General features: G+C 70.1%; 17 protein-coding genes. 11 read left to right on the top strand and 6 right to left on the bottom strand.

Going from position 1 to position 20871, the window contains the following annotated elements; all coding sequences use genetic code 11:
* Positions 1 to 13: 13 nt before the first annotated feature.
* The 3 genes from BLR46_RS10380 (at position 14) to BLR46_RS10390 (ending at position 4202) form a co-directional block, all read left to right on the top strand.
* Positions 14 to 2860, top strand: coding sequence for a vitamin B12-dependent ribonucleotide reductase (locus BLR46_RS10380; protein WP_093251744.1), 2847 nt, complete (start codon positions 14 to 16; stop codon positions 2858 to 2860).
* Between the two features lie 76 nt (positions 2861 to 2936).
* Positions 2937 to 3374, top strand: coding sequence for an SRPBCC family protein (locus BLR46_RS10385; RefSeq protein WP_093251746.1), 438 nt, complete (start codon positions 2937 to 2939; stop codon positions 3372 to 3374).
* Between the two features lie 30 nt (positions 3375 to 3404).
* A complete protein-coding gene (locus BLR46_RS10390) occupies positions 3405 to 4202 on the top strand; it encodes a sulfurtransferase (protein WP_093251749.1) in 798 nt (265 codons plus the stop codon).
* An 8-nt stretch (positions 4203 to 4210) separates the two neighbouring features.
* Here BLR46_RS10390 and BLR46_RS10395 read toward each other — a convergent pair whose 3' ends face one another.
* Positions 4211 to 4987 (bottom strand): 2-oxo acid dehydrogenase subunit E2, encoded by a 777-nt coding sequence (locus tag BLR46_RS10395; RefSeq protein WP_176761730.1) that lies wholly within the window; start codon positions 4985 to 4987, stop codon positions 4211 to 4213.
* A gap of 110 nt (positions 4988 to 5097) precedes the next feature.
* Between BLR46_RS10395 and ilvD the strand changes: the two genes are divergently transcribed.
* Positions 5098 to 6951 carry a dihydroxy-acid dehydratase gene (gene ilvD, locus BLR46_RS10400; protein WP_093251754.1) on the top strand — a complete coding sequence of 618 codons (1854 nt, stop codon included), beginning with the start codon at positions 5098 to 5100 and terminating at the stop codon, positions 6949 to 6951.
* Here the strand turns inward: ilvD and BLR46_RS10405 are convergent.
* Entirely contained in the window at positions 6948 to 7973 is a 1026-nt protein-coding gene (locus tag BLR46_RS10405) for a magnesium and cobalt transport protein CorA (protein WP_176761731.1), read from the bottom strand. The two genes, ilvD and BLR46_RS10405, sit on opposite strands and share 4 nt — an antisense overlap.
* 8 nt (positions 7974 to 7981) lie before the next feature.
* Positions 7982 to 8530 carry a DedA family protein gene (locus BLR46_RS10410; RefSeq protein WP_218118427.1) on the bottom strand — a complete coding sequence of 183 codons (549 nt, stop codon included), beginning with the start codon at positions 8528 to 8530 and terminating at the stop codon, positions 7982 to 7984.
* A 77-nt stretch (positions 8531 to 8607) separates the two neighbouring features.
* Between BLR46_RS10410 and BLR46_RS10415 the strand changes: the two genes are divergently transcribed.
* Genes BLR46_RS10415 through BLR46_RS10435 form a run of 5 tightly spaced genes read left to right on the top strand, consistent with a single transcriptional unit; the run spans position 8608 to position 15404 of the window.
* Entirely contained in the window at positions 8608 to 9522 is a 915-nt protein-coding gene (locus tag BLR46_RS10415) for a T3SS (YopN, CesT) and YbjN peptide-binding chaperone 1 (protein ID WP_093251931.1), read from the top strand.
* Positions 9523 to 9555: 33 nt separating this feature from the next.
* The gene (locus BLR46_RS10420; RefSeq protein ID WP_093251758.1) at positions 9556 to 9960 is read left to right on the top strand and encodes a pyridoxamine 5'-phosphate oxidase family protein; all 405 of its coding nucleotides are present in this window, start codon (positions 9556 to 9558) and stop codon (positions 9958 to 9960) included.
* Positions 9957 to 10823 carry a universal stress protein gene (locus BLR46_RS10425; RefSeq protein ID WP_093251761.1) on the top strand — a complete coding sequence of 289 codons (867 nt, stop codon included), beginning with the start codon at positions 9957 to 9959 and terminating at the stop codon, positions 10821 to 10823. The genes BLR46_RS10420 and BLR46_RS10425 overlap by 4 nt, the downstream gene beginning before the upstream one ends.
* The gene (hrpA, locus tag BLR46_RS10430; protein ID WP_093251764.1) at positions 10820 to 14557 is read left to right on the top strand and encodes an ATP-dependent RNA helicase HrpA; all 3738 of its coding nucleotides are present in this window, start codon (positions 10820 to 10822) and stop codon (positions 14555 to 14557) included. Before BLR46_RS10425 ends, hrpA begins: the two co-directional genes overlap by 4 nt.
* Positions 14558 to 14564: 7 nt before the next feature.
* The gene (locus tag BLR46_RS10435) at positions 14565 to 15404 is read left to right on the top strand and encodes an acyl-CoA thioesterase (protein WP_093251767.1); all 840 of its coding nucleotides are present in this window, start codon (positions 14565 to 14567) and stop codon (positions 15402 to 15404) included.
* A gap of 3 nt (positions 15405 to 15407) precedes the next feature.
* On the opposite strand, the gene BLR46_RS10440 is transcribed toward BLR46_RS10435, so the two are convergent.
* Positions 15408 to 15866, bottom strand: a complete 459-nt coding sequence (locus BLR46_RS10440) for a general stress protein (RefSeq protein WP_093251769.1) — start codon at positions 15864 to 15866, stop codon at positions 15408 to 15410.
* 76 nt (positions 15867 to 15942) lie between these two features.
* Between BLR46_RS10440 and BLR46_RS10445 the strand changes: the two genes are divergently transcribed.
* On the top strand, positions 15943 to 16398 hold the full coding sequence (locus BLR46_RS10445; protein WP_093251770.1) for a MarR family winged helix-turn-helix transcriptional regulator: 456 nt from the start codon (positions 15943 to 15945) through the stop codon (positions 16396 to 16398).
* Here the strand turns inward: BLR46_RS10445 and BLR46_RS10450 are convergent.
* Positions 16383 to 18401 (bottom strand): S9 family peptidase, encoded by a 2019-nt coding sequence (locus tag BLR46_RS10450; protein WP_093251771.1) that lies wholly within the window; start codon positions 18399 to 18401, stop codon positions 16383 to 16385. The genes BLR46_RS10445 and BLR46_RS10450 overlap by 16 nt on opposite strands.
* A gap of 39 nt (positions 18402 to 18440) precedes the next feature.
* Positions 18441 to 19367 (bottom strand): sigma-70 family RNA polymerase sigma factor, encoded by a 927-nt coding sequence (locus BLR46_RS10455; protein WP_093251772.1) that lies wholly within the window; start codon positions 19365 to 19367, stop codon positions 18441 to 18443.
* 95 nt (positions 19368 to 19462) lie between these two features.
* Here BLR46_RS10455 and BLR46_RS10460 point away from each other — a divergent pair, with 95 nt between their 5' ends.
* A complete protein-coding gene (locus tag BLR46_RS10460; RefSeq protein WP_093251774.1) occupies positions 19463 to 20857 on the top strand; it encodes an RNA polymerase sigma factor in 1395 nt (464 codons plus the stop codon).
* Positions 20858 to 20871 lie beyond the last annotated feature (14 nt).

Below are 20871 nucleotides of genomic sequence, written 5' to 3' on the forward strand. Positions count from 1 at the left end.
CGGAGAGGAAATCATGACGGCGACTGCGACCAAGGCCACATCCCGACGCAAGACACCCAAGGAGGGGGTCGGCCACGGCCTGACCATCGAGCGGGTCTTCACCACCGAGGGCGTCCACCCTTACGACGAGGTGCAGTGGGAGCTCCGTGACGTCGTGCAGACGAACTGGAAGACGGGCGAGAACGTCTTCGAGCAGCGCGGCGTCGAGTTCCCGACCGAGTGGAGCCTGAACGCGTCGACGATCGTGACGACGAAGTACTTCCGTGGCGCGCTCGGCACCGCCCAGCGTGAGGCGAGCCTGCGCACGCTCATCGACCGCGTGGTGGGCAAGTACACCGAGGCCGGCAAGCAGTACGGCTACTTCGCCACCGACGCCGACGCCGAGATCTTCGACCACGAACTCACCTGGATGCTGCTCCACCAGGTCTTCTCCTTCAACTCGCCCGTGTGGTTCAACGTCGGCACCCCCTCTCCGCAGCAGGTCAGCGCCTGCTTCATCCTCTCCGTCGACGACTCCATGGACTCGATCCTCAACTGGTACAAGGAGGAGGGCTTCATCTTCAAGGGCGGCTCCGGCGCGGGCCTCAACCTCTCCCGCATCCGGTCCTCCAAGGAACTCCTGAGCTCCGGCGGCACCGCCTCCGGCCCGGTCTCCTTCATGCGCGGCGCCGACGCCTCCGCCGGCACCATCAAGTCCGGTGGCGCCACCCGTCGCGCCGCCAAGATGGTGGTCCTCGACGTCGACCACCCGGACATCGAGGAGTTCGTCGAGACGAAGGCGCGCGAGGAGGACAAGATCCGCGCCCTGCGTGACGCCGGTTTCGACATGGACCTGGGCGGCAAGGACATCACCTCCGTCCAGTACCAGAACGCCAACAACTCGGTCCGCGTCAACGACGAGTTCATGCGCGCGGTCGAGGAGGGCACCCGCTTCGGGCTCCGTTCCCGCACCACCGGTGAGGTCATCGAGGAGGTCGACGCCCGCGACATGTTCGGCAAGATCGCCAAGGCCGCGTGGGAGTGCGCCGACCCCGGCATCCAGTACGACGACACCATCAACGCCTGGCACACCAACCCCGAGACCGGCCGCATCACGGCCTCCAACCCGTGCTCGGAATACATGAGCCTGGACAACAGCTCGTGCAACCTGGCGTCACTCAACCTGATGAAGTTCCTCGGCGACGACGACCGCTTCGACGTCGAGAAGTTCGTGAAGGCCGTCGAGCTCATCATCACCGCGATGGACATCTCGATCAGCTTCGCCGACTTCCCGACGGAGGCCATCGGCCAGACGACGCGCGACTTCCGCCAACTGGGCATCGGCTACGCCAACCTCGGCGCGCTCCTGATGGCCACCGGCAAGGGCTACGACACCGACGGCGGGCGCTCCACCGCGGCCGCGATCACGTCGCTGATGACCGGCACCGCCTACCGCCGTTCCGCCGAGCTCGCGGCGGCCGTCGGCCCCTACGCCGGCTACGCCCGCAACGCGGAGGCGCACCAGAAGGTGATGCGCAAGCACCAGGCCGCCAACGACGACCTGCGCGTCCTCGAGGACGACAAGGCCATCCACGCCGAGGCCACCCGCGAGTGGGAGCAGGTCATCGCCCTCGGGGCCGAGAACGGCTTCCGCAACGCGCAGGCCTCGCTGCTGGCGCCCACCGGCACCATCGGCTTCATGATGGACTGCGACACCACCGGCATCGAGCCGGACTTCTCGCTCGTGAAGTTCAAGAAGCTCGTCGGCGGCGGCTCCATGCAGATCGTCAACCAGACCGTGCCGCGGGCGCTGCGTCGCTTCGGCTACACCGACCAGCAGGTCGCGGAGATCGTCGACTACATCAGCAACCACGGTCACGTGATCGACGCCCCGCACCTGCAGCCGAAGCACTACGAGGTGTTCGACACCGCGATGGGGCAGCGCGCCATCAAGCCGATGGGTCACGTCCGCATGATGGCCGCGGTGCAGCCGTTCCTGTCCGGAGCGATCTCAAAGACCGTCAACCTGCCCGAGACGGCGACGGTGGAGGAGATCGCCGACGTCTACATGCAGGGCTGGAAGCTCGGCCTGAAGGCGCTCGCCGTCTACCGCGACAACTGCAAGGTCGGCCAGCCGCTCTCCGACGGCAAGAAGAAGGAGGAGCCAAAGGTCGAGACGGTCGTCGAGGAGAAGGTCGTCGAGAAGATCGTCTACCGGCCCAAGCGCGAGCGGCTGCCGAAGTCGCGCGCGTCGCGGACCACGAGCTTCTCCGTCAGCGGCGCCGAGGGCTACATGACCTCGGGCGCCTACGAGGACGGCCGCCTGGGTGAGGTGTTCCTCAAGCTCGGCAAGCAGGGCTCCACCCTCGCCGGCGTGATGGACGCGTTCTCGATCGCGGTCTCGATCGGCCTGCAGTACGGCGTGCCGCTCGAGAGTTTCGTCCAGAAGTTCACGAACCTGAAGTTCGAGCCCGCCGGCATGACCGACGACCCGGACATCCGCATCGCGCAGTCGTTCATGGACTACATCTTCCGCCGCCTGGCGCTGGACTACCTGTCCTTCGACGACCGCGCCGAGCTGGGCATCTACACGGCCGCCGAGCGCGCCCGCTACGTCGAGACCGGCTCCTACCTCTCCGAGGAGGACGAGGCCGCGATGCCCGAGTCCGAACAGCTGCGCAACGACGCCGCGGACGACTTCAACGTCGACGGTGCCCGCCAGCCGTCGTTGATCGATGCCCACACCACCGCCGAGCTGCTGGAGAACCTGACCGGACACGCCGTCGACGCGCCGCTGTGCATGACCTGCGGCACCAAGATGCGCCCCTCGGGCTCCTGCTACGTCTGCGAGGGCTGCGGCTCCACCAGCGGTTGCAGCTGACCGATCGAGTGAGCGAGCAGGCCCGCGGTCCGGTGATCCCGGGGCGCGGGCCTCTCCGCACCATCAGGAGGTTGTCGTGAGTGTCGACGTCACGGTCGAGACGATCATCAGGCGCCCGGTCGACGTAGTCGCGGGTTACGCGGCGGACCCGGCCAATGCGCCGTCCTGGTACGCCAACATCGAGTCGGTCGAGTGGCGGACTGCTCCTCCCCTGGCGATCGGGACCGAGGTCGACTTCGTGGCGCGGTTCCTCGGGAAGCGACTCGCGTACACCTACCGGTTCGCCGAGTACGTGCCGGGGGAGCGGCTGGTCATGTCCACTGCGCAGGGCCCGTTCCCGATGGAGACGACGTACACCTGGCGCAGCGTCCCAGGCGGGACGCGGATGAGCCTTCGGAATCGGGGGGAGCCGGCTGGCCTGCTCCGCGTGGCGGGGAGTGTGGCCGCGGCTGCGGTCCGACGCGCCACCACGAAGGACCTCGCCCGTCTCAAGGCGGTTCTGGAGCAGGGCTGAGCCCTCGTGCCGGTCCACTAGATTGGGCCCATGATCGATCCCGTGGTGACAGTGGGCTGGCTGGCCCTGCAGACCGACGTGCGCCTCGTCGATGTCCGTTGGTACCTGGACGGGCGCAGCGGCGCGGACGCCTACGCCGCCGGCCACGTCCCGGGCGCAGTGTTCCTCGACCTCGACGAGTGGCTCACCGCCACGCCCTCACCTGAGGAGGGCCGCCATCCGCTGCCGGGCCCGGAGCGGTTCGCTGAGGGGTTGCGTCGCGCCGGTATCGACGATGACACGGTCGTCGTGGCGTACGACGACGCCGGCGGCGCCACCGCCGCCCGGCTCGTGTGGCTGTTGCGGGTGCTCGGCCACGACGCCGCGCTCCTCGACGGGGGACTGCAGGCCTGGCCCGGGGACCTCTCCACGGAGCCGTCCGTCCCGGAGCCCGGCAACTTCTCGGCCCAGCCCTGGCCGGCCGAGGCATTCGTGGGCATCGACGACGTGACCGGTGCTCCATTCCTCGTCGACGTCCGGGCCGCGGAGCGCTACCGCGGCGAGACGGAACCGGTCGACGCCCGCGCGGGCCACGTCCCGGGCGCGATCAACCTGCCCACCACCGGCAACCTCGGGGAGGACGGCCGCTTCCTCTCGCCGGACACCCTCAAGACCCGCTACGCGGGGGTGGGGATCCACAAGGCGTCCGAGGTCGTTGCCTACTGCGGCTCCGGGGTCAATGCCTGCCACGCGCTGCTGGCGATGGAGCACGCTGGGCTGGGGCGGGGGCGCCTCTACCCGGGCTCCTGGTCGCAGTGGGCGGCCACCGACCGCCCGATGGAGACCTGAGCCGAGCGTCAGGCCGCGGCCTCGTCCAGCAGTGTGCACAGGCGGTCCGCGAACCGGGCCGCGGGGGCGCCGTCGACGATGTCATGGTCGACGCTGACCGTGAGGTTGAGGTAGGTCCTCGGCCGGGCGCTACCGTCGATCCAGGCCGGGCGGGTCTCCATCCCCCCGACGGCCACCATGAGCGTCGGCATCGAGATGGGGATGGCCCACCCTCCTTGGGGCCCGAACATGCCCACGGCGCTCAGCCCCACGGTCCCGCCCAGCTTTCGGAACAGCTCCGGGCGCCGCCGGAGGTACCACCAGAAGGGGGCGCGGCTCGCGGCCGGTAGCGCGAGGAACCGCTCCATCGCGCGCAGGAAGCGGTCGTCCTGCGGTTCGGGCCGCTGGGCTGCGCGCAACTCGTCGTGGATCTCTCGGGGCGACTTCGCCTGCGCAGCCCGGATGATGTGCGGCTTGACGATGGAATGGTCCTCCAGACGCACCTCGATCTGCGTGTTGATGTCGACGTCGTCGAAGACCCGCACCCGACGGCCGACGGGCAGTGCATGGAGCATCGGGTTCTCGGCCACCGCGACGCCGATCGCGTGGGCGACCGATGCGGTGACGGAAAGCGGCTGGGCCCCGGCAGCACGGACGGCTGCACGACGCGCCATCAGCCGCGTGACGTCCGCCTGGAACAGCCCGTGGATCACGCGCTTGCGCTGCCCGACGCGCAACACGTCGATGTAACCCTGCCGGACGACGGGCACCCGCACCCAGCGTCCGGGCGACGCCTTCGTCCCCATGTCTCCCATTTCAGCACGGCGACGCCCATCGCGCGGACGCGACCCGGGGTATCCGCGCGCGGGGCGGTAGGGTGATCGGCGACCTTCCCACTACCCAGGAGCACGCGTCCATGCCCGCACTTCGTTCCCGCACCAGCACCCACGGCCGCAACATGGCCGGAGCGCGCGCCCTCTGGCGTGCGACGGGCATGGGGGAGAACGACTTCGGCAAGCCGATCATCGCGGTGGCGAACTCGTTCACGCAGTTCGTGCCGGGCCACGTGCACCTGCGCGACATGGGCCGCCTGGTGAGCGGCGCCATCAGTGAGGCCGGCGCCGTCGGCCGGGAGTTCAACACCATCGCCGTCGACGACGGCATCGCCATGGGCCACGGCGGCATGCTGTACTCGCTGCCCAGCCGGGAGCTCATCGCCGACTCGATCGAGTACATGGTCAACGCCCACTGCGCCGACGGGCTCGTCTGCATCTCCAACTGCGACAAGATCACCCCGGGCATGTTCCTCGCCGCGCTGCGGCTCAACATCCCGACGGTGTTCGTCTCCGGCGGCCCCATGGAGTCGGGCAAGGCGATCGTCAAGGACGACGGCAGCGTCACCCCGAACCTGAACCTCATCAACGCGATGATCAGCGCCGTCGACGACAGCGTGTCCGACGAGGAGCTGCAGCGCATCGAGGAGAACGCCTGCCCGACGTGCGGCTCCTGCTCCGGCATGTTCACCGCCAACTCGATGAACTGCCTGCTCGAGGCGATCGGGCTGGCGCTGCCCGGCAACGGTTCCACCCTCGCCACGCAAGCCGCTCGCAAGGACCTCTTCCTGAACGCCGGCAAGCTGATCGTGGAGCTCGTCAAGAAGTACTACGAGCAGGACGACGAGTCGGTCCTGCCGCGCTCCGTCGCGACGAGGGCCGCGTTCATGAACGCCATGAAGCTCGACGTCGCCATGGGCGGCTCGACGAACACCGTCCTCCACCTGCTGGCCGCGGCGCAGGAGGCGGGTGTCGACTTCACCCTCGACGACATCGACGCCATCAGCCGCGAGGTGCCGTGCATCTCCAAGGTGGCCCCGAACTCCGAGAAGTTCCACATGGAGGACGTGCACCGGGCGGGCGGTATCCCCGCGCTCCTTGGTGAGCTCCACCGCGCGGGCAAGCTCGACGAGGACGTGAGCTGCGTCCACTCGGAGTCGCTGCAGCGCTGGCTCGACGACTGGGACATCCGCGGCGGCAAGGCCACCGACGAGGCGCTGGAGCTCTTCCACGCCGCGCCCGGGGGAGTTCGGACCACGGAGGCCTTCTCCACGACCAATCGCTGGGAGACCCTGGACACCGATGCGGCCGAGGGCTGCATCCGCAGCCTTGAGCACGCGTACACCGTGGACGGCGGACTCGCGGTCCTCAAGGGCAACCTGGCCCCTGACGGCGCCGTGGTGAAGACGGCCGGCGTCCCCGAGTCCCAGTGGGAGTTCACCGGCACCGCCGTCGTCGCCGAGTCGGAGGACGAGGCCGTCGAGGCGATCCTGCACGGCCGCGTGAAGGAGGGGGACTTCGTCGTCGTCCGCTACGAGGGCCCCAAGGGCGGCCCCGGGATGCAGGAGATGCTCTACCCGACGGCGTACCTCAAGGGCGTGGGGCTCGGGCCCAAGTGTGCGCTGGTCACCGACGGCCGCTTCTCCGGGGGTTCCTCGGGGCTCTCGATCGGGCACGTGTCGCCCGAGGCCGCGTCGGGGGGCACGATCGGGCTCGTCGAGGACGGCGACACCATCACCGTCTCCATCCCCGAGCGGTCGATCACCCTCAACGTGGACGACGAGACGCTCGCGGAGCGCCGCCGCGCCGCCGACGAGCGGGGCTGGCAGCCGCGGAACCGGGAGCGGGTCGTGTCGCAGGCGCTGCGCATCTACGGCGCGCTGGCCCAGTCGGCCGACAAGGGGGCCGCGCGGCGGTTCGACGGCGCGATCGGCTAGAGCCACTTCTGCCAGCGGAACACCAGCCACATCACGAGGGCCGACACCGCCATCAGCAGCAGGGCCAGCGGGTAGCCGTACGCCAGGCCCAGCTCGGGCATGTGGCGGAAGTTCATGCCGTAGACGCCGGTGATCAGTGACGGCACGAAGATGACGCCTGCCCAGGCGGCGATCCGTCGCGAGTCCCGGGCCTGGTCGAGCGCGGCCTCGCTCATCTCCTTGATCTGCTCGTTGCTGGTCTGCTGCTGCAGCGCGAGGTGGAGGTTGAGCACGCTCACCAGCGCCTGGCGCATCGCGTCGATGCGTTCGTTGAGGCTCGCGACGTGGTCCTCGATGCTGCGCATCTCCTGCCGGTACCGGTCGCCGAGCGTGACGAACAGCGCGTCGTGGCGGAGCTCCGCCAAGAGGGCTGCGACGGGCCGGAGCGACCGCTGGAACTCGATCACCTCGCGGGTCAACTGGTAGATGCGCCGCGAGACCTCGCTGTGGCCGGTGAACACCTGGGCATCGATCTCGTCGATGTCGTTGTCGATGCCGTAGACGATTCCGAGGTAGCCGTCGACCACGAGGTCCGCGAGCCGGAGCAGTACGACGCCCGGCCCCGCCGCCAGATCCGACGGCGACGCCTCCAGTTCGCGGCGCAGGCGGTCCAGGTCGGGGCCCCCGGATCGGCCGACGGTCACCACCACCCGTTCGGCGACGATCGCGTGCACCTCGCCGAACCGCACCGACTCGCGCTCGTCGTCGTAGGTTCCGACGCGCAGCGCCAGGAAGATGGTCTCCGGGTGTCGCTCGAGCTTCGGCCGGTGGTGGCCGACGGATGTGGAATCCGCGACGGAGCCGTCGAGCCGGAGGGCGACGGCCAGTTCCTCCACCCGGTCACGCGTGGGCTCGCGCAGGGTCGCCCACAAGAAACTCTCGGGGGTGTCCTCCAGCAGGCCCGCAGCCTCTGCGAACGAGGCCGGTGACGCCGCCAGGCGGCCATCGACGTAGAGCCCGAACTCGACGTCCTCGCCCGGCACGGTCGGCGCTATCGCGTGCTCGCGCCCTGCGCCTCGAGCGTCGCCGTCCCGGATTCGGAGCGTGCGCGACGCCCGAGCCAGAGGTAGACGGCGGCACTCGCTGCCAGTAGCGCGAGCAGGAGGACGACGAACCACGGCGACCGCTCCCACAAGCGGGCGAGCGCCACCCAGCCGATGAAGCCGATCGTGCCGTACATGAACGCCCAGATGACGCAGCCCGCGGCCACCGCGGGCAGGTAACGGCGCAGCGACATCCGCATCGCTCCGGCACCGAGGTTGACCATGGTCTGCACACCAACGGTGAGGAAGCTGAGGGTGACGGCCGGGGCGCCCCACTTGTTCAGCCAACGCTGGCCGGTGTGGTAGTGCGGCGACTCGAGCAGCTTCCGCCAGCGGGTGCGTGCGGTGCCGCCCGCGATGCCGCGCCCGAGCCAGTACGTGGCGTTCGCGCGGATCATCACGATCACCCAGAGCCCGGCCACGACGGCCAGCAGGGGTGCGTTGTCCCAGGTGAATGGATTCCACCACCGGACTTCGAACGGGATGAGGGGCAGCACGCTCGTCAGTGTACCTTCCGGTTGCCCGGAGGCCGCTCGGACGACTGCTAGGTTGGGTCGGAATGGAGGGCAGCATCATGGATCTCGACGATTTCGACATCGACTCGGCCACGCTCGGCGCGTGGCAGTCGTTCACGACGAATCTCACCGAAGTCCTGTCGGTCATGGACGAGTCCTCCGACCTCACCATCTCGGTGGCGCGCGGCCTCGTCGACGGCGGCGACACGCCGGCCATCCGCTTCTCCGCGCGGGACGAGATCGTCACCGCGCGCATCCTCAACGGGTGGAGCGTCCCCGGCAAGGCCGATCCCTCCGACGATGAACGTCCCCTCCTGCTGGAGCTCGGCTGGGCCGAGGTCCCCGAGGACGACGCCACGTACTACACGGCGCGCTGCGACCAGGAGGAGACCGAGCCGCTCGCCGTGCTGGCGGCGGCCACCCTCCGCGAAGTCTTCGAAGTCCTGCACCCCGTCTTCCTCGAGCCGGACCAGCTGAAGGAGATCCTGCGGGGCAGCGCCACCTGGCAGTCGTCCGCGGTCCCGGCCCGACCGCAGGACGTCGCGATCATGCCCGCCAACCGGGCGGAGCTGGACCGCATCGTCGACCAGCAGCTCGAGAAGCTCTTCGGCCACCCCTCGTTGCGCAACCCCGACGGGGACGTCACCATCCGCGTCGGCTCCACCATGCTGTTCCTGCGCTCGACGCAGGACGCGGGCGAGATCGTGCTGTTCTCGCCGCTCGTGCACGACGTGGCCGGACGGTCGCGCGCGGCGGAGGTCCTGAACGACCTCAACGTGGAGTCGCGCTACGGGCGGTTCGCGCTGCACCGCGACCGCGTGTTCGTGCAGGTGTCCGTGCCGGCCCGCCCGTTCGTGCCGGCCCACCTGCACCAGGCCCTGCGGATCATGAGCCAGATCGCCGACGGGATCGACGACGACCTCGCCGACCGGCTGGGCGGCAGGACGACCTTCCCCAACCAGCTCGAGTCGTAGTCGCGACCGTCCCGCGAGCACTAAGCTGGTCCCATGGAAAACGACGAGGTGACGTACTTCTCCCCGATCCCCGAGGAGGAGTGCCGGTCCTTGCTGGGCTCGGTCGAATTCGGACGCGTCGCGTGGACGGCGGATGACGGCGTCATGGTGCTGCCGGTCAACTTCCAGCTCGTGGACGGGCACGTCGTCTTCCACACGGCTCAGGGCTCCACGCTGGCCAAGATCGCCGACGGCGCGAACGTGGCATTCCAGGCGGACGAGATCGATCCGGACTCTGCGATCGGCTGGTCCGTCCTGCTGCGCGGGACCACCCGGCAGGCTCCGGCGAACATCCCAGCGCACTCCTGGATGAGCGACGAACGGTCGCTCGGCGTGATGATCGAGGAGACGTCGTTGTCCGGACGGGTCATCTCCGGCAGGAAGAGGGAGCAATCATGAACGAGCGCGATCTGGTCGTCGTCGGTGTCGACGGCAGCGAGGACGGCCTGCGGGCCGTCAAGTACGGCGCCGGCATGGCGCTGCTCACCGGCGGCGAACTGATGCTCGTCAACGCCGTCGACGACACCCTCATGGCCGGCGCATGGGGCGTGGTCTACGACCCGGAGGTCCTGCACGAGGCGGGCGTCACCGCCAACTCCGTCGCCCGTCAGCATGCCATCGCCAACGGGATGCCCGAGGAGCGGATCAAGACAGAGGTCATCATGGGCACCCCGGCGGGCGTGCTGACGCGCCTCAGCGAGGTCGCGAGCCTGATCGTGGTCGGCCGGCGCGCCGCCTCCGGGCTGGAGCGCATGTTCGTCGGCTCCACCTCCGTCGCCGTGGTCGCCAACGCCGCTTGCCCGGTCGTGGTCATCTCCGCCGCCTCCAACCCCGAGGACGTCGGCGACAAGCGGCTGATCGGCGTGGGCGTCAACACCCACCCGGGCTCGGAGTCACCGTTGGAGGCCGGCTTCCAGCAGGCCCAGCTGCACGGCGCCCGGCTCGAGATCGTCCACGTCGTGCAGCCGCCGGTGGGCATCTTCGGCCCGAAGCTCTCGCCCGCGCAGTTGGAGCAGCAGCTCCGCTTCGCCGAGGGCGGGCTCAAGGAACTCGCCGGTCCTCTCAGCCAGCGGTACCCGGGCGTCGAGTACTCGATCGTCGTGGTGGCCGACAGCCCCATCAACGAGCTTGTGAGCCGCTCGGCCAGCTACGACCTCCTCGTCCTGGGGGTCAGTGACTCGGCCATTCCCGGCGTCCAGCTGGGCGGCCTTATGCGAGGGCTGATGGCGCACGCCATGTGCCCCCTCTACGTGGCCGCGTGACCCGGGTCGTAGTCAACCCCGAGCTGCCCATCGCGGACGAGGCCGAGCGAATCGCCGACCTCATCCGCGACCACCAGGTGGTCGTCGTCGCCGGCGAGACCGGGTCGGGCAAGACCACCCAGCTGCCGAAGATCGCGCTCCTCGCGGGCCGGGAGCGCATCGCCCACACGCAGCCCAGGCGGCTCGCCGCCCGCACGGTCGCGCAGCGGATCGCCGACGAGTGCGAGGTGGAACTCGGCGACTTCGTCGGCTACCAGGTGCGGTTCACCCGCAAGGCCGGCGCCGCCACGCGCATCAAGCTGATGACCGACGGCATCCTGCTCAACGAGCTGACCCACGACCGGATGCTGCGCCGCTACGACACGATCATCATCGACGAGGCCCACGAGCGCAGCCTCAACATCGACTTCCTGCTCGGCTACTTGAAGCAGCTCCTGCCCAAGCGACCCGAGCTGCGCGTGATCGTCACCTCGGCCACCATCGACACCGCCCGCTTCTCGGAGCACTTCGGCGACGCGCCGATCGTCGAGGTCAGCGGACGGACCTACCCCGTCGAGATCCGCTACCGCGAACCGCTCGAGGGCGAGGACGAGATCGACCAGATCACCGCCGCCGTGGACGACCTCTTCCGGCAGTCGTCCACGGGCGACATCCTCGTCTTCCTGAGCGGCGAGCGCGAGATCCGCGACGCGGCGGAGGCCATCGAGGCCCTCAAGCTACCGGGCCTCGAGACGCTGCCGCTCTTCGCGCGGCTCTCGGCGGCCGACCAGGCGAGGGTGTTCCAGCCGCACCGGACGCGCCGCGTGGTGCTGGCCACCAACGTCGCCGAGACGTCGATCACCGTGCCCGGGATCCGGTTCGTCGTCGACACCGGCAACGCCCGCATCTCCCGCTACTCCGCGCGCACGAAGGTCCAGCGGCTGCCGATCGAGCCGGTCTCGCAGGCGTCGGCGAACCAGCGCGCCGGCCGCTGCGGGCGCCTCGGACCGGGCATCGCCGTCCGCCTCTACACGGAGGAGGACTTCCTCTCGCGCCCGGAGTTCTCCGATCCCGAGATCCTGCGGACCAACCTCGCCACCGTCATCCTGCTGATGGCGCAGGCCGGCCTCGGCGACATCGCGAAGTTCCCGTTCGTCGAGGCGCCGGTCACCAGCCAGATCAACGACGGCATCCGGGTGCTGCAGGAACTCGGCGCGCTGAAGGACCGGAAGGCGGGGGAGGAGCTGCGCCTCACCTCGACCGGGCGCGCCCTGGCCAGGATGCCGGTGGACCCCCGTCTGGGGCGCATGCTGCTGGAGGGGGCCCGTCGCGGCTGTCTCCGCCAGGTGCTGGTGCTCGTGGCCGGGCTCACGGTCCCCGACGTCCGCGAACGACCCCTGGAGCACCAGCAGAAGGCCGACGAGCTGCACCGGCGCTTCTCGGTCGTCGCGTCGGACGACGGCGGCAAGGCTGGGGTCCCGGAGGGAGGCGACTTCGAGGCGCTGCTGAACGTGTGGCACTACCTGCGGCGCCGGCGGCGGGAGCTGAGTGGCAACCAGTTCCGGCGGATGTGCCGCGACGAGTTCCTCCACTTCGTGCGGTTCCGGGAATGGGAGGACCTGGTCTCCCAGCTCAGGGAGGTCGCGAAGGAACTGGAACTGCGCACCGACGGCGAGGGCGCCATGCCCGACGTGCTGCGGTCGCTGCTGTCCGGCCTCCTGTCCAACATCGGGCTGCTGGAGCCGGAGCGGGCGAAGCGCGAGCCGGGCAAGCGTCGACCCTTGCGGGAGTACCAGGGCGCGCGGGGCACGAAGTTCGCCATCCAGCCCGGATCGGCGCTCGCGAAGTCCACGCCGCCGCTGGTCGTCGCGTTCGAGTTGGTCGAGACCTCCCGTCTGTGGGCGCGGACGGTGGCGCCCATCCGCGCGGAATGGGTCGAGGACGTCGCCGGCGACCTCGTGACCCGCACCCTGTCGGAGCCCCGCTTCGCTCAGCGCACCTCCACCGTGGTCGCGAGCGAGCGGGTGACGTTGTTCGGGGTGCCCATCATCGCCGGCCGCCGTGTGAACTACGCCCGCACCCACCCCGTCGAGGCTCGCGAGATCTTCATCCGCTCGGCACTCGTCGAGGGCGAGTGGGAGACGCGCAACCCGCTCGTGGTGGCGAACCGGCGCGCGCTCGAGAAGGCGGGTCGGCTCACCGACCGCATGCGGCGGCCCGACCTGCTCATCTCCGACGACGCGCTCTACCAGTTCTACGACTGCAAGCTGCCCGAGACCGTGTGCTCCGGGGCGACCCTGGACAAGTGGCTCCGCGGCATCCCGAAGGAGTCGTGGCCCACGCTGACCCCGGAGCAGTGCATCACGGACGAGTCCGCGATCAGGGCGTCCGACTTCCCGGAGCACTTCGTCGTGGGCCCGGCGAAGCTCCCGGTCGACTACGTCTTCCAACCCGGGCGTCGTGACGACGGCGCGGCGATCACCGTGCGGCTGGAGCAACTGGGTTCGCTGGATCCGCCGCCGTTCACCTGGCTGGTGCCGGGGCTGCGGCAAGAACTCGCCACGGAGCTCATCCGGGGCCTGCCGAAGTCGGTGCGCACGTCGTTCGTACCCGCGCCCGACTACGCCGCGCGGGCGCTGGCATGGCTGGAGCAACGCGGGGAGACCGGCCAGGGCAGCTTCCCCCGGGCGCTGGGCCGGGCGCTGACCGCGCTCACCGGGGTCATGGTCGACGAGTCGCTGTGGCGCCCCGACGGCCTGCCGGCGCACCTGCAGCCGACGTTCGTCGTCGTGGAGGGCGGCAAGGAGGTCGCAAGGGGTGCCGACCTCGGCGCCCTGCGAACCCAGCTCTCCGCCAAGGTGGCGCAGACGCTCACCCGGGCGGCCGGCAGGCTCACGTCGTCGGGGCAGCGGAGCTGGACGTTCGGGACGATCCCCGTCACCACGTCCCTCGGCGGCGGGGTCATCGGCTACCCGTCGCTCGTCGACGAGGGCGACACGGTGGGCGTGCAGGTCTCCGACACGAGGCTCAAGGGCGAGCGCGCGCACGTCCAGGGACTCCGGCGCCTGCTCACGCTCACGAACCCGGATCCGACGAAGTGGGTCGTCAGCCACCTGACGATGACCGAGAAGCTGGCGCTCGCCGACTCTCCCTACCCCAACGTGCCGGAACTGCTGAAGGACGCGTGGCTGAAGGCCTCCGAGCAGCTGGCCGAGCGGCACGGCCCCGCGCTCGAGGTCCGCGACGGTGACGCCTACGCCCGCGTGTCGGTGGCGGTTCGCCAGGACTGCACGGACCAGACGCGCAAGGTGGTGAGCACGGCGGCCGCGGCATTGACGGCGGCGTCGCAGGCGCGGCTCGCGATGGCCGACCTCCCCGCCGACCACCCGGTCCGGGCCGATGTGACGGCCCAGCTCGACAACCTGTTCTTCAACCGCTTCCTCAGCTTCACGCCGGACCCCTGGCTGGAGCACCTGCCGCGCTACGCCGAGGCCGCCGCCCACCGCGTCCGGGCGGCGAAGGCGAACCCCGCCCGCGACGCGCGCGAGGCCCTGCAGGTCGAGGATCTCGAGGCGGAGTACGCGGACCTCACGGCCGCCGAGCCCCCCGGCCCGCTGCGTCCCGCGGTGGAGGAGATCGCGTTCCTCCTCGAGGAGCTCCGGGTCAGCCTCTTCGCGCAGCAGCTGCGCACCAGCGTCCCCGTGTCGGCCAAGCGGGTGCGGAGCGCGATCCAGCGTGCGCGGACCGTGCCATGATGATCGGGTGCCTAAAGACGTAGCCGGCCTGATGGGCCTGTTTGAACTCAAGCGGATCGACGACCTGGTGTGGGAGGGCCCGCAGCCCGACACGCTGTTCCAGCGGCTCTTCGGCGGCCAGGTGCTCGGCCAGACGATCGTCGCCGCCCAGCAGAGCGTGGCCGGCGATCGGCTGATCCACTCCCTCAACTCGTACTTCCTGCGCCCGGGCTCGCCGGACGAGCCGCTCACGTTCGAGGTCGAGGTGGTGCGCGACGGGCACACCTTCAGCAACCGCCGGGTGGTCACGAAGCAGTCCGGGCGCACGATCTTCGTCATGCAGGCCTCGTTCCAGGAGTCGGAGCCCGGTCTCGAGCACACCGCGCAGCAGCCGCACAAGGGGCTCACGCCCCCGGCCGAGGCCCCGTCGCTGCGGGCCGTGCTCGAGGACCGGTTCGGCGCGCACATCGACGTGCTCTCGGAGTGGGACGCGCTCGACGTCCGGCTGGCCCAGGACCCCAGGGTGGACGAGGGGGGAGCCCACCTCCGCGCGTGGGTGCGCACGAAGTCCGTCCTGCCCTCGGAGCCGCTGCTGCACACGGCGGTGCTCGCGTACCTCAGCGACATCACGCTGCTCAGCGTCACCACGATCCCGCACGAGGTGCAGCTCATGTCGCCCAACCTGCAGTCGGCGTCGATCGACCACTCGATGTGGTTCCACCGCCCGGTCAAGACGGACCAGTGGCTGCTCTACGAGATGAACTCGCCCTCCGCGGCGGGCGCCCGGGGCTTCTGCACCGGGCGCCTCTACCAGAACGGCGTGACGGTGGCCTCGTGCGCGCAGGAGGGCCTCCTGCGCCTGATCTGAGGACTAGCGGCCGGCGGACAGGAGGCGGAGCGCCTCGTCGGCGCGGTCGGCCACGACCTCGACGGTGTAGCTGGCGGCCTTGATCGTGCTCGCGGCGGCGAAGCTGCGCTCCTTGCCCGTGAGCGCGTGCCCCAGGAGGCCGAAGATCGCGCCGAAGGCGGCGGCGATGAGCACCGACCAGAGGATCACACTCAGCCATGCGATCGCCGGGACGAACAGGGCGAACAGCACACCCAGCATGAGGCCGAGCCAGGCGCCCGACAGCGCGCCGTAGCCGGCGGCGCGGCCGTACGTGCGCTTGCCGAGGACCTGCTCCACGGACTTGAGGTCGTGGCCGACGATGCGGACGGTGCCGACCTCGAAGTCCTTGTCAGCGAGCAGGTCGACCGCCGCCTGCGCGGCGGGGTAGTTGTCGAACTCGGCGATGGTTGCCCGCTGGACGTTGTAGGTGGGCTGGGTCATTTGCTCCTCCAAACTGTTAGGGGTTTGTATAGTTTTATTCTACCAACCAATTCTGCTGGTTCAAGGAAGGAGCCACATGGACCACGACGAGCAGCCCCCGCCCGACGCGGTGGGGGAGGCGCTGAGGACCGCCATGACCTCGATCGCGCGTTGGACCGCCCGCACGCACACGCGCGGGGAGGGCCCCACGCCGGGGGAGGTCTGGCTCCTGCAGCGGCTCGCTGCGACGGGAGCCCGGAGGATGGGCGAGCTCGCGGACCTCGGCCGCGTGGACCGGTCCACCATGACCGCGCAGGTCAAGCGGCTGGTGGAGCGCGGCTGGGCCGAGCGGGTCCCGGAGCCCTCCGACCGGCGCGCGGTCACGATCAGCATCACCGAAGCCGGCCGGGCCGCACTGCGGGAGGTGCTCACCCGCGAGAGCGGCGCCCTGGCGCGTGTGCTGCGCGACTGGCCGAGCGAGGACGTCGCACGGTTGGTCGACCTCCTGACCCGGTTCGCGCGCGCGGTGGACGAGGATCAGAGCAGTTCGTGACGCGCGGGTGGGCGACCGGCACGCGCCGCCTCGAGGAACTCCAGGACCACCTCGTACCAGACCTTCGCGTGCTGCGGCGTCAGGATCCAGTGGTTCTCGTCGGGGTAGTAGAGGAACCGGTGCCGGAGGGTGTCCGGCGGCCCGTCGTGGTTGCCGGTCAGGGCCCACCACAGCGCCAGGCCCTCACCGATCGGCACCCGGTAGTCCTTGTCGCCGTGGATCACGAGCATCGGCGTCTCGATGCGGTCGGCGAAGCGGTGCGGTGAGTACCGCTCCATCATCTCCGGAGTGAACTGCTCGCGCCAGAAGTGCGGCGCGTCAGTCGTGGCCGCGAACGCCGGGAGGTTCCACAGCGACGCGTGGGTCACGATCGCCTTGAACCGGTCCGTCTGCGTGGCGATCCAGTTCGCCATGTAGCCGCCGAACGAGCCGCCCATCATGATCGTCGATTCGCCGCTGACGTCGTCGCGCGCCTCGACCGCGTCGGTGAGCGCCATCACGTCGGTGTAGGGCTCGGCACCCCATCGCGCCCAGCCGCGCTGGATGTAGTCCCAGCCGTAGCCGGTGGACAGTGCGGGGTCGGGCAGCAGGACCGCCTGGCCCCGGGCCGCGAGCAACCACGGGCACCAGCGCCAACTCCAGGCGTTCCAGGAGCTGACCGGTCCGCCGTGCACCCAGAGGGCCAGGGGAGCGGGATGCTCGGGGGCGGCGCCCTCCGGGAGCACCAGCCAGCCCGGGACCCGGGTGCCGTCCTCGGCCAGGGTCTCCACCCGCTCCAGCCGGCCGGGCAGCGCGGGGTACTCCACGGGACCGGGCAGCGTGCGCGTCGCCCCCGAGACGACGTCGATGGCCACCACCTCGCCGGGGCAGTCGTGCGCGGAACGGACCGCGTAGAGGGTGCCGCCGTCCGGGTTGACGCGGACGCTGCTGAAGGCCCCCCGTTCGGTCAGCCGGCGCACGGCGCCGCCGGCGACGTCGATGGCGAAGACCGGCGCGTGGCCGTCCTCGTCCGCGGTGACGTACAGGGTCGAGCCGTCGGGGGAGAAGCACTCGGGGTGGCCCCAGCGATCCCATCCCTCGGCCAGCACCATGGACTCGCCGGAGTCCAGCCGGAAGAGGCGGAGCCGTTGCCGGTTGGCCCGCTCGGGCGTGGAGTGGTCCATCTCGACCGCCACCACCCCGCCACCGTCGCGCGTGAAGACCGGCGCGTGGTAGCTGCGGTCGCGATCGCCCGCGACGGTCCGTCGTTCACCGCTGTCCACGTCGACGTGCACGAGCTCGGTGCGCCACTCACCGCGCGGCTCCTCGACGCGCCAGGGCACCACGACGCTGCGGCCGTCCGGGGCGAGCACGGCGTCGGTGATGGCGCGGCCCACGTCGCCGACGAGGTCCCGCACCTCCGCGATGCCGTCCCCGCCGGCCACCCCGACGCGCAGCCGGGTCGACTCGGGGCCGAGATCGTGGTCCCAGTACCGGACGCCGGCGGAGGCGTGCCAGAGGGCGGAGACCTTCTTGGTCCGGCGGTCCGCACGCTTCTTCGCATCCGCCTCGTCGTCAGTGACCCCGGCGTGCATCGTCACGCCCAGGACCACGGTGTCGGAGTCCGGTGCCGTGAGCACGTGCGAGAACCCGCCGTCGCGTCGCGTGAGGACGGACGCCTCGCCGCCCCGCGCCGGCAGTCGCCAGACCGCGGACACCGACTCGGCGGGCTTCTCGTCCCCCTCGGCGGGCACGTCGCGCTTCGAGCTGAACAGGATGGAGCCGTCGCGGGCGAAGGCGGACAGTGCCTCGCCCTTCACCGACCTCGTCAGTCGGTGGGCGGGCAGCGCGCCGTTCGGGTCGACCTCCCACAACGCGGTCGTGTACGCCGTCCGGTCGGCGGCGAGACTGCTGACGGCCACGACGAGGCGCTGCGCGTCGGGGCTCAGTGCCAGGTCGCCGAGCCGGGGGAGCGCGATGTACTGGTCGAGGTCCAGAAATGGCGAGTGGAGGGCATCTGTCATGCCCTCCACCCTATTGGCGCCGATGGTCGGCGACGCGGATCACGCGGCCAGGTCGACCCGGGCCCGCATCTTCGACAGCGCGAGCCGCTCGATCTGCCGCACGCGCTCCGCGGTGATGCCCCAGTGGGCGCCGATGTCCGCCAGCTTCGCCTGACGGCCGTCGACGAGCCCGTACCGGCGGCGCACCACGTCGCGGGAGCGCTCGTCGAGCTCGCCCATCATCTCCTCGATGCGTGCGCGGTCGGCGACGTCGAGGACCATCTCGTCGGGTCCGGGGGAGACGTCGCGTGCGATCAGGTCGCCGAGCGAGGTGTCGCCGTCGGTGTCGACGGGGGCGTCCAGCGAGACGTGCTCGCGGGAGTAGCGGACGAGGTCCACGACGCGGGACTCCTCGAGGCCGAGTTCGGCGGCGATCTCGCCGAGCTCCGGGTCGCGACCGAGTTCGCGCTCGAGCGTGCGACGGACGGCGGAGACCTGGTTCACCTGCTCCGCGACGTGCACGGGGAGGCGGACGATCCGGCCCTGCTGCGCGATGCCTCGCGAGATGGCCTGGCGCACCCACCACGTGGCATAGGTGGAGAACTTGAACCCCTTGGCGTAGTCGAACTTCTCCACGGCCCGGATCAGGCCGGTGTTGCCCTCCTGGATGAGGTCGAGGAGCGGCATCTGCGCGCGGCCGTACTTGCGGGCCACCGAGACCACCAGCCGGAGGTTGGACTTCACGAAGCGGCGCATGGCGCGCTCGCCCTGCTCGGCGATGGCCCGGAGTTCGTCCTCGGTGGCGTCCGAGGTGGTCTCGACCTCGCCCTCCAACACCTTCTCGGCGAAGAGCCCGGCCTCGATCTCGCGGGCCAGCTCGACCTCCTCGACGGCGCTCAGGAGTGGGGTCTTTGCGATTTCGTCCAGGTACTGGCCGACAGCGTCCTTTCCGTCGATGCCCTCGTAACGGCTTCGTGCGGTGCTCATAAAATGACTCCTTTCGCGGCCTACACCAGTTACAACGCCCCGGTTCGTGGAAAAGTTCCAAAGCTTCCCGATTCATTTGAATCCGCCGGACGCGGGTGCAAAGATGGACGACGCGTCCCTTGACCGAAACGGGACGTCGCTTGCCCAAAATCTGGAGGAAGACCGTGTCCGAGACCCCCCGCAAGGCCACACCCCGCTCCCGCAAGCCGGCTGCGGCGAAGTCCGGCACCGCGGCGAAGAGCACGACGACCAGGGCCGGGACCGCGGCGAAGCCGGCGACGCGACGCACGACCAAGGCCAAGGCCGCCGAGGAGGTCATCGAGGCCGGCGTCGAGCCGACGATCGCCCAGGCGGTCTCCGGCGAGGTCCCCATCGCCAAGGCCGACAAGGACGGCAACGACATCGTCATGACGGTAGGCGGCAAGAAGCGCTCGCTCGACGACGTCGACGACACGAGCTTCAACGAGGCCGAGGCCGCCGAGGAGGAGAAGGAACTCGTCGGGGGCGAGGACCAGGGCTTCGCCCTCTCGGACTCCGACGACGCCGACGAACCCGAACAGCAGGTCGTCTCCGCGGGCGCCACCGCCGACCCCGTGAAGGACTACCTGAAGCAGATCGGCAAGGTCGCGCTGCTGAACGCCGTCGAGGAGGTCGAGCTCGCCAAGCGCATCGAGGCCGGCCTGTTCGCGGAGGAAGCGCTCGCCGACGAGGAGCACCCCCTCGACCCGGCCGACGTCGACGACTACCACTGGATCATGGAGGACGGGAAGCGGGCCAAGAACCACCTGCTCGAGGCCAACCTCCGCCTGGTCGTGTCCCTCGCCAAGCGCTACACCGGCCGCGGCATGCTGTTCCTGGACCTCATCCAGGAGGGCAACCTCGGCCTCATCCGCGCGGTCGAGAAGTTCGACTACACCAAGGGCTACAAGTTCTCCACGTACGCGACGTGGTGGATCAAGCAGGCCATCACGCGTGCCATGGCCGACCAGGCCCGCACCATCCGCATCCCCGTGCACATGGTCGAGGTCATCAACAAGCTCGCCCGCGTCCAGCGGCAGATGCTGCAGGACCTCGGCCGCGAACCCACCCCCGAGGAGCTCGCCGCAGAGCTCGACATGACCCCCGAGAAGGTCATCGAGGTGCAGAAGTACGGCCGTGAACCGATCTCGCTGCACACGCCGCTCGGCGAGGACGGCGACTCGGAGTTCGGCGACCTCATCGAGGACTCCGAGGCCGTGGTCCCGGCCGACGCCGTCAACTTCACCCTGCTGCAGGAGCAGCTCAACGAGGTCCTCGACACGCTCTCGGAGCGCGAGGCCGGCGTGGTGAGCATGCGCTTCGGCCTTACGGACGGCCAGCCCAAGACGCTCGACGAGATCGGCAAGGTCTACGGCGTGACCCGCGAGCGGATCCGCCAGATCGAGTCCAAGACGATGAGCAAGCTGCGCCACCCGTCGCGCTCGCAGGTGCTGCGCGACTACCTCGACTGACCTGCCACCCCTCG

It is taken from the genome of Tessaracoccus oleiagri, from assembly GCF_900103275.1.
GTDB lineage: Bacteria > Actinomycetota > Actinomycetes > Propionibacteriales > Propionibacteriaceae > Arachnia > Arachnia oleiagri.

Bases quoted from the DNA above. Each gene is read 5' to 3' on its own strand.
- BLR46_RS10450 (WP_093251771.1), bottom strand. From the start codon at position 18,401: ATGACAGATGCCCTCCACTCGCCATTTCTGGACCTCGACCAGTACATC.
- BLR46_RS10380 (WP_093251744.1), top strand. From the start codon at position 14: ATGACGGCGACTGCGACCAAGGCCACATCCCGACGCAAGACACCCAAG.
- BLR46_RS10445 (WP_093251770.1), top strand. From the start codon at position 15,943: ATGGACCACGACGAGCAGCCCCCGCCCGACGCGGTGGGGGAGGCGCTG.
- BLR46_RS10395 (WP_176761730.1), bottom strand. From the start codon at position 4,987: ATGGGGACGAAGGCGTCGCCCGGACGCTGGGTGCGGGTGCCCGTCGTC.
- BLR46_RS10455 (WP_093251772.1), bottom strand. From the start codon at position 19,367: ATGAGCACCGCACGAAGCCGTTACGAGGGCATCGACGGAAAGGACGCT.
- BLR46_RS10420 (WP_093251758.1), top strand. From the start codon at position 9,556: ATGGAAAACGACGAGGTGACGTACTTCTCCCCGATCCCCGAGGAGGAG.
- BLR46_RS10415 (WP_093251931.1), top strand. From the start codon at position 8,608: ATGGATCTCGACGATTTCGACATCGACTCGGCCACGCTCGGCGCGTGG.
- BLR46_RS10390 (WP_093251749.1), top strand. From the start codon at position 3,405: ATGATCGATCCCGTGGTGACAGTGGGCTGGCTGGCCCTGCAGACCGAC.
- ilvD (WP_093251754.1), top strand. From the start codon at position 5,098: ATGCCCGCACTTCGTTCCCGCACCAGCACCCACGGCCGCAACATGGCC.
- BLR46_RS10425 (WP_093251761.1), top strand. From the start codon at position 9,957: ATGAACGAGCGCGATCTGGTCGTCGTCGGTGTCGACGGCAGCGAGGAC.
- BLR46_RS10440 (WP_093251769.1), bottom strand. From the start codon at position 15,866: ATGACCCAGCCCACCTACAACGTCCAGCGGGCAACCATCGCCGAGTTC.